7 protein-coding genes and 2 pseudogenes are annotated in these 8,383 nt (G+C 60.2%); 4 read left to right on the forward strand and 5 right to left on the reverse strand.

What is annotated here, in order from left to right:
• Window positions 1-365: 365 nt before the first annotated feature.
• Both PACILC2_RS29810 and PACILC2_RS23175 read left to right on the forward strand, forming a co-directional pair.
• Window positions 366-590, forward strand: a pseudogene (locus PACILC2_RS29810) (GNAT family N-acetyltransferase, cg3035/Rv0428c family); the annotation flags it as partial.
• Between the two features lie 79 nt (window positions 591-669).
• Window positions 670-1,143: a GNAT family N-acetyltransferase gene (locus tag PACILC2_RS23175; RefSeq protein ID WP_213531153.1), complete on the forward strand. Its 474-nt coding sequence runs from the start codon at window positions 670-672 to the stop codon at window positions 1,141-1,143.
• Here PACILC2_RS23175 and PACILC2_RS23180 read toward each other — a convergent pair.
• Window positions 1,140-2,009, reverse strand: a complete 870-nt coding sequence (locus PACILC2_RS23180) for a hypothetical protein (protein WP_213531155.1) — start codon at window positions 2,007-2,009, stop codon at window positions 1,140-1,142. The two genes, PACILC2_RS23175 and PACILC2_RS23180, sit on opposite strands and share 4 nt — an antisense overlap.
• 449 nt (window positions 2,010-2,458) lie before the next feature.
• Between PACILC2_RS23180 and PACILC2_RS23185 the strand changes: the two genes are divergently transcribed.
• Entirely contained in the window at window positions 2,459-2,938 is a 480-nt protein-coding gene (locus PACILC2_RS23185; protein ID WP_160327808.1) for a GyrI-like domain-containing protein, read from the forward strand.
• A gap of 16 nt (window positions 2,939-2,954) precedes the next feature.
• Here the strand turns inward: PACILC2_RS23185 and PACILC2_RS23190 are convergent, their stop codons facing one another.
• A complete protein-coding gene (locus tag PACILC2_RS23190; protein WP_372447214.1) occupies window positions 2,955-4,370 on the reverse strand; it encodes a (Fe-S)-binding protein in 1,416 nt (471 codons plus the stop codon).
• Window positions 4,371-4,374: 4 nt separating this feature from the next.
• Window positions 4,375-5,787 carry an FAD-linked oxidase C-terminal domain-containing protein gene (locus PACILC2_RS23195; protein ID WP_213531157.1) on the reverse strand — a complete coding sequence of 471 codons (1,413 nt, stop codon included), beginning with the start codon at window positions 5,785-5,787 and terminating at the stop codon, window positions 4,375-4,377.
• Window positions 5,788-5,916: 129 nt separating this feature from the next.
• Here PACILC2_RS23195 and PACILC2_RS23200 point away from each other — a divergent pair, with 129 nt between their 5' ends.
• The gene (locus tag PACILC2_RS23200) at window positions 5,917-6,648 is read left to right on the forward strand and encodes a FadR/GntR family transcriptional regulator (RefSeq protein ID WP_062493465.1); all 732 of its coding nucleotides are present in this window, start codon (window positions 5,917-5,919) and stop codon (window positions 6,646-6,648) included.
• Window positions 6,649-6,702: 54 nt separating this feature from the next.
• Here the strand turns inward: PACILC2_RS23200 and PACILC2_RS23205 are convergent, their stop codons facing one another.
• Both PACILC2_RS23205 and PACILC2_RS23210 read right to left on the reverse strand, forming a co-directional pair.
• Window positions 6,703-7,353 (reverse strand): HAD family hydrolase, encoded by a 651-nt coding sequence (locus PACILC2_RS23205; protein WP_244863781.1) that lies wholly within the window; start codon window positions 7,351-7,353, stop codon window positions 6,703-6,705.
• Window positions 7,354-7,377: 24 nt separating this feature from the next.
• Window positions 7,378-8,264, reverse strand: a pseudogene (locus PACILC2_RS23210) (ROK family protein).
• Between the last annotated feature and the right edge of the window lie 119 nt (window positions 8,265-8,383).

The following is an 8,383-nucleotide window of genomic DNA, read 5'->3' on the forward strand; positions in this document are numbered from 1 at the left end:
CATATTACCGCTGGACTTTTCTTGTTGTGCAACGCAAAAAGGTACAACCACTGCTTGCAGCGTGCATGCGAGGTTGTACCTTTTCGGTAGCATTGCCTTTAAATTTGTCCCCATCATAGTACAAAACGGGCAGTTTGGCAACTTTTTTTGTAAAATCGCGCTGAACGCCATTTCGCAGCCCCGGCCACGGAGACAAAAAGAACTGACGCGCCTTTAACCGGGACGTACCATTGGCGGCAGGCCGATGTAAAGGGCGAATCGGAATGAGCGCACAATCCGATCGGAAAAATGCCGCTTGTGCAAATGAAGTTTTGAATATATATTTGTTTTAATGTATATTTATACAATTTATTCAAAAGGAGGGGATGACGATCCGTCATGACAAAATCGACGAGCTGTTCCGATTGGAAGAACGCTGCCTGAACGCCTGGCCGGGTCTGCATACCGTTCTGCACGAGGGCTGGCAGCTCCGCTTTTCGGGCGGATATACAAAGCGGGCGAACTCGGTTATCCCTTATTTATGCGCAAACGAACAGAATCGTCTGGCCGAACGGATCGACTATTGCGAATCGGCTTACGCCGCCGCGGGGCTGGCTCCGGTATTCAAGCTCGTTTCTTTCGCGGAGCCGGAGTGGCTCGATCGCGAACTGGAGAAGAGGGGTTACGGTATTGTCGAGCCTTCCGGCGTTTGGACCGTCGGTTTGGCGAATATCGCCCCGCCGGAGACGGACAGCGCCGCTTTCTTCCCCTCGGCCAGCGGAGAGTGGCTGGACGCGTTCGCCGCTCTTTCCGGTCTGGACGAAAGCGCGCTCCGAATTGCCGTTCGCTTGCTGTCCGGTCCGTGCCTGCATCGCGGTTTTTCTCATCAGGGAACAGAAAGTCCCGGTCGCCTGCGGGGTCGGCATCATCGAGCGGGGCGACGTCGGACTGTACGATATCGTAACGCATCGGGACTATCGCAATCGGGGCTACGGGGGGCAGCTTATGATGCGCATCCTGAACTGGGCGAAGCAGAACGGAGCGACGCGCGGCTATTTGATGGTCGTGCAAAACAATGCGCCGGCGGTGCATCTGTACCGCAAGCTCGGCTTCCGGGAGGCGTATGCCTATTGGTACCGCCGCAAAGCATTCGCGCGTTTTTAGCGTTCGACGGCAATGGAACGGTTTTGACGCCGCAAGGCAACCGCCGCCGGCACGAGCGCGGTCAGGAAGCAGCAGGCGGCAACGATCGGCAGGACGGTCCACTGGAATAGCGATTGCCCGAGAAGCGTCTGCGCGCCGATCGCCGTCAAACCGAGCGAATAGGCGATGCCGGCAATATGAATGAGCCTGCGGCGAAGCGCAGGAACGACCGCTCCGCGTTCCGTCAGCCAGGCGACCAGCGGGACCCATTGCAGCGCATGGAAGCCGAGGCCGTGAAACCAAATAATATTGCCTTCCTCGCCGAAAAATCGGCCCTGATTGAACGACAACCAGATCCCGCCCGCAAACGACAGCATCACCGCGATCATCGCATAGCGAATGCCCAATACGAGCTCCGGACGCAAGCGATAAGCTTTGGAACGGAAATAGGAAAAAGCGAGGAACAGATAAAACAGCACCAGCAACAGGGCGACGAATCCGAATATGATGCCGACCATGCTGTCGAAGGCGGTGCCGTCCGGGTTGAATCTCGGATCCATGCCGCGAAAATGCTGCACCGTTTCCGCAAAGTAGGAATAGAGCGCCAGCATAATATATACGCGCCGGAAAAATGTCCTGCTTTTCGCCTCCAGCCCGGAGAACGGCAAGATCGCCGCCGTCGTCAGCAGAAAGATGCCGAGCGCCGCATTAAACGAAAACGCTCGGGATACGTCGCCATAGGGCGCGATCTGTCCGCCGAACAACAAAACCCAAACGCCGCATATCCCCGCGAGCAAAAATCCGAGCAGACCGGTCAGCGCCAATCCCTTCTCCCTTTCGAAATATTGGATAACCGTCTTCAAGCCGCCGACGTTTTGCACCTTCAATTTCCGAGTCTCCTTTCCTGATACCTTTACTTTCCATAACTTTACAGGAAAAGACCGGCGCTTGTAACGGGCGGCGGACGGAATTCCGGCCAAAACCCGAGGAGGAAAATAAAGCGCGGCCGCAGACTTAACCGTCCTCGTGCTGAAGGCGGACCTTGTCTTCATCCGAAGGCGGCCCTTCGCTTCCGTCACCCCCCCGATCCCGTTCGGCGCGCGGAGCGGCCGTCCGTTGATGATTCGCGCCATCGGCGGTATGATGATTGGGCAAGCCATCCGGCAGCAAGTTCCGCCCTGCCGTACGATGCAACCTGTTCGCGAAAAGCACGCAATGACAGGATAACCCGCCAATCCGTTGATACAATGGGAAACAGAAGGAGGCGAATGCGGTTGGAATGGTTTACGCGGATGAAAGACGCTCTCGACTTCATGGAGAAGAAAATGGAGGAGAATTGGATTATCGGATTGAAGAAAAAGAGGCGTTTACGGTGGTCGGCAAAGCGATGCACTGCACATGCCAGGATAACGAGCATACGCGGCAAATCCCGAAGTTTTGGGAAGACAGCCATCGGGACGGCACGATCGCCAGGTTGAATGCCGTCAGCGCCGACGGCGTCCTGCTCGGCGTCATGACGGACATGCAGCCAGGCAAAGAAGAGTTCACCTATATGATCGCCAGCCGGACGGATCAGGCATCCGTTGCGGACGGGCTCGATGCGAGAACGATTCCCGCCTCCACCTGGGCGATCTTCACCGCGGTCGGTCCGATCCCCGAAACGATCCAAAGCTTGTTCGGCCGGATTTATCAGGAGTGGTTTCCGGCCACCGGCTACGAGCATGCCGGCACGCCGGAGATGGAGGTTTATCCTCCGGGAGACGTCGCGGCGGAAGATTACCGGTGCGAGGTATGGATTCCGATCGTCAAACGTTAATACGAAAAGCCCGCGATTATTCGCGGGCTTTCGCTCCGTCCGCCCTCATGCATCCGTGCACGAAGTCGACGATATGCAGCACTTCCCGGCCGGCGCCGTGCCGCGCCTCGCCGAGCTTCATCTGCAGCAGGCAGCCGGGATTGCTCGTCAGCACGACGTCGGCGCCGGTCGTACCGACACAAGCCATCTTCTTCTCCAGAATTTGCCCGGCCATCTCCGGCTGCGTCAAATTGTAAATGCCCGCCGAACCGCAGCAGCGGTCCGCCTCCGGCATTTCCACAAATTCGACGCCCGCGATCGACCGCATTAACCGTCTCGGTGAATCACCCGCCCGCATCACATTGCGCAGATGGCAGGAATCCTGATAGGTGATGCGAACCGGTCTGGAACCGGCGGACGAAGGCCCCCCTTCCGGAGCAGCGCCGGCGGACGCGGCATGGGCAAGCGAAGGCATGCGGCCGTAACGGACGAGCAGGTCGCTAATGTCGATCACCCGCTTCGCGAACCACGCTCCGCCTTCCTTCCACGATTCGTCGTGATGCAGCAGATGGTCGTATTCCGACAGGATGGCGCCGCAGCCGCCCGCATTGGAGACGATATAGTCGACGCCCGCGGCACGGAACGCCTCGATATTGCGGCGGGCGAGCGCCTTCGCGTCTTCGACTTCGCCGCTGTGGGCATGAAGCGCGCCGCAGCAGTTTTGCGACGGCGGGATGACGACGTCGAATCCGGCCTCGGTCAGCAATTCGACCGTCTTGACGTTCGTATCCGTAAACAGCATATCCATAATGCAGCCGCGGAACAGCCCGACCGTGGCGATCCGCTCGCCTTTGGCCGCGTGGCGCTCGCCGATCCGCTCGACAACGCCGCGCCCCGACGCTTCCGGCATAATCGCCTCCATCTCGGCCAGATGCTTCGGCAGCAGCTTCAACACGCCGGCGCCGCGGGCGAGCCGCGCCAGCCCCGAGCGCTGGTACAGCCGGAGCGCGCCGCCGAGCATGCGCATCCGGTTCTGCTTCGGAAACAGCCCCTTGAATACTGCGGTGCGAACCGCCTTCACCCACCACCGGCGGCTTGTCGTATGCTCCTCGATCGCTTCGCGCGCCTGCTCGATCAGCTGCCCGTATTTCACGTCGGCCGGACATGCGGGCTCGCAGGCCCGGCAGCCAAGGCAGTGGTACATCTGCTGCTCGAAGGCGGCGTCCGGCGCAAGCAATCCTTCGGCGGCCGCTTTCATGAGCGCAATGCGGCCGCGCGGCGATTCCGCTTCGACGCCCGTCTCGCGGAACGTCGGACATGCTGGCAGGCAGAAGCCGCAGCGCATGCAGTTCGTCAGCTGGTCTTCGTCAAGCTTCAGCTTGAGCGACGCCGCCAGCGGGCTGAGCTTCGTCAGCCGCGGCGCGCCGTCCGTGGCGGCTTCCTGCCGTTCCAACGTCTTAACCACGGTCGATCACCACCCGTTTGCGGGACGACTTGGCGAATACTTTCCCCGGATTGAGCAGATGATGGGGATCGAAGCTGTCCTTGATCGCCTTCATGGCCGCGATGCCCGCAGGCCCGATCTTCCATTCCAGGAACGGCGCCTTCACGACGCCTACGCCGTGCTCGCCGGTTATCGTGCCCCCGAGCCGGATCGCCGCCTCGAAAATTTCCTCGAACGCCGCCTCGACCCGCTTGATCTCTTCATGGTCGCGGGCATCGGTCGTTGCGGTCGGGTGCAGGTTGCCGTCTCCGGCATGGCCGAACGTGCAGATCGTCACATTGTGCTTGCGGGCGATCCGGTTGATCTCGACGACCATGTCGGCAATTTTGGAACGCGGCACGGTCGCATCTTCCAGAATGGTCGTCGGCCTTAGCCGCGCCAGCGCCGTGAACGCGCTTCGGCGCGCCGTCAACAGCTTGAGCGCTTCCTCCTGGCTCTGCGCCACATTGACGCGATCGGCCCGCTCGGCCCGGCAAATCTCCTCGATCCGGGCAATGTCACGCTCCACCGTCTCCGGCTCCCCGTCCTGCTCGATCAGCAGCATCGCCTCCATGTCGTGCGGCAGCCCGAGACCGGCGAATTCGTCGACGACGCGTATCGTCGAACGGTCCATAATTTCGAGCGTCGCCGGAATGATCCGGTTCTCGATAATTTGCGAGACGGTTCGCGCGGCATCGTACAGATCGTTGTACATCGCCACCATCGTCTTCTTCGCCTTGGGCGGCGGAACAAGCTTGAGCGTCGCTTCGGTAATGATCGCGAGCGTTCCTTCCGAGCCGACGAGCAGCTTCGTCAAATCGTAGCCGGCCACATCCTTCATCAGCTTGCCGCCGGTACGGATAATGTCGCCGTTCGCGAGCACCGCCTCAAGCCCGATGACGTAATCTTTGGTCGTGCCGTACTTCAACCCGCGCAAGCCGCCGGAGCACTCGGCGATATTGCCGCCGATCGTCGAGATCGCCATGCTGCTCGGATCGGGCGGATAGAACAGACCGAGCGATTCGATATGTTCCGTAAACGTTTTCGTAATAAGCCCCGGTTGAACGGTTGCCGTCAAATTTTCCAAATCGACTTCCAATATCTTGTTCATCCGGTGCATCACCATGACGACGCCGCCTTGCAGCGGCACGGTGCCGCCGCACAGATTCGTCCCCGATCCGCGACTGACAAGCGGAATCCGGTGTCGGTGCAGCACCTTCATGACATCCGATACCTGCTGTGTGTTCTCCGGATAGACGACCGCTTCCGGCAACGATTGGAGCATCGGCGTTCCGTCGTAAGAATGTGTCACAAGCGTTTCGGGATCGTCCCGAAATCCCTGAGGGCCCAAAATATCCAGCAATTCGCGTTTCACAGATGACTGCACGTCCGCTCCCCCTTAAAATTAATCAGGTCATCTGATGACTTTTTCTGATCAATACTATACACTAAAATATAAAGATGCGGAAGACCAATTTTCGCCGACAAGCGGAAGACGATCGGAAGGAGACTATCGATGAAAGCAACGGACAATCGCCCGTTAAAAAGCTATGAATGGGTGCTTCAGGATATTGAACGGCAAATTCGCGAAGGACGGTTCGCCGCCGGCGAGCGGCTGCCGTCGGTCGTCGAGCTGTCGGCCCATTACAAAGTCGGACGTTCGACGATCCGGGAAGCGCTGAGCGCCCTCAAGGCGATGGGGCTGCTCGACATCCGGCAAGGCGGCGGCACATTCGCGAAGCAGCCGGAAGAAGCGGCCGCGCCGCCGCATCCGGCCGACATCGACCGGGAGTCGTGGATCGACCGTTCGGAATCGGTCCGGCATATTCTGGAGGTCCGGCGCGTGCTGGAGACCGGCGCCGCCGCACTGGCCGCCGCCAATCGGACCGAGGACGATCTGGCCGCGCTGGAGGAGACGCTGGCCGGCATGGCGGAACACCGCGACGACGAGCGGTACAACGAGCAGGCCGACGTCCGCTTCCATCTGCAGATCGCCGCGGCGACGCGCAATCCGGTCATCGCCGATCTGATGCAGTCGCTGTCCCGGCGGCTGCACGACAGCATGCGCGATACCCGGGCGCTCTGGTTTTATTCCGAGCGGTCGACCGCCGACCGGCTGCTCCGGGAACATCAGGCGATCTACGAAGCGATCGCCGCCCGCGACGCCGACGAAGCGGCGAACCGGATGCAGCTGCACATCGCCAAAGTCGAGCAGGTGCTGAACGATAAAGGAGCCGCCGGGAAATAACGGCGGACGCGGCGAAGGCCCGGGCGGCATCGCATGCCCGGGCCTTCGCCAATTTCAAATGTACCGCAGCAACTCGCGCAAATGCCGGATCGTCCCGATCGGCCGAACACCTCTGGCAGCCAGTTCTTCCTTCGCGATGCCGTAACCGACGAACGGAATGCCCGCATCCTGCGAAGCTATGCCGTCGATCCAGGAATCGCCGACCGACAGCCATCGTTCGCGCGGGATGCGGCCGCACCGGCGCTGCGCTTCCCGGTAACCGGACGGCGAAGGCTTGAGCGAGGCCATCCGTTCCCGGCCGATCACTTCTTCGACGAATTCGTCCATGCCGGTGCGAAGCAGCGCTTCCTCGGCCGCGGCTTGCGAATTGTTCGTTACGACAACCAGCGCGATACCGCGGGATTGCAGCGCGGACAGCAGCTCGATCGCGCCCGGTTCAGGGCCGGCATCCCGCATGCCGTCCAGCTCGTACCGCGCTGCAACGGCGAGCAGCTCCCGATGCAGTTCGCCGGGTATCCCCTTCTCCAGCGCAAGCGCGATCAAGGTGGAGGACGTATGGTTGTCCAGCGGCAAATCGGCGGCCAACACGCGGCGCTCGACAAGCGCCCGAAAGATGCTTCGTTTCATCGCCGCAAAGTCGATGCGCGACCGCAGCAGCGTATTATCCATATCGAATATAACGCCCTTAACGCCGGCATTGCCCACCGTCCGCCACCTCCTTTTGCAGCTCTAAGCTCTCCCCGCTTCCCGTGCGGCAGCCAGACCGAGCGCCAGCGCCCCGCACAAGCCGGCATTGTCGCCCAATCCCGGCGTGACAATATAGGAGTCGATGCCGTCGCGCAAGGCGTCAGCGCTGACGTAGCCGTTCAGATTTTTCTGCACTTCGGCGCGGATCAGCGGCAGCAGCTGCCGTTGATGCATGACGCCGCCGCCCAAAATGACTTTTTCGGCGACAGCAGCAGAATCGTTCCGGCTACGGCCTGTCCGATATAGAAGGCTTCTATCGCCCACGCCGGATGATCGGCGGGAATGTCTTTTCCTTTCATGTTCCATCTCTTCTCCAGCGCCGGTCCCGCGGCCATTCCTTCCAGACAATCGCCGTGGTAAGGGCAGAAGCCTTCGAAACGATCGTCCGGATGGCGCCGCGTCAGCACATGTCCCCCTTCCGGATGAACGAGACCGTGCACCATCTTCCCTTCGGCATAAACGCCGACGCCGATGCCGGTGCCGATCGTATAGTAGACGCAGCTGTCCAGCCCGCGCGCCGCGCCCCACGTCGCTTCGCCGAAAGCGGCGGCATTGACGTCCGTATCCCAGCCGAACGGCACGTCGAACGCTTCCTTAAGCGTTCCCAGCAGCGGATAGCCGGACCAGCCCGGCTTCGGCGTCGTCGTCACATGCCCGTATGTCGGGCTTGCCGGATCAAGATCGATCGGTCCGAACGAGCCGACACCGATCGCTTCGACCTCTTTGTCCCGAAAATAGGCGATCACATTCGCGATCGTCGTCTCCGGCATTTCGGTCGGGAAGCTTACCCGATCCACAATCGTTCCGTTCTCGTCACCGATTCCGCATACGAATTTGGTACCGCCTGCTTCAATAGCTCCTATCCGCATGTAAACAAATCCCCCAAATCAAACAAATTGTACCTTATACAGTTTGACGCATTCCGCCGCAATTGAAAAGAGTTTTTTAGCCAAAACGGACGATTTTCGCCCAAAAAAAAATACGGCTG

The organism is Paenibacillus cisolokensis (assembly GCF_018403665.1).
GTDB lineage: Bacteria > Bacillota > Bacilli > Paenibacillales > Paenibacillaceae > Paenibacillus_AH > Paenibacillus_AH cisolokensis.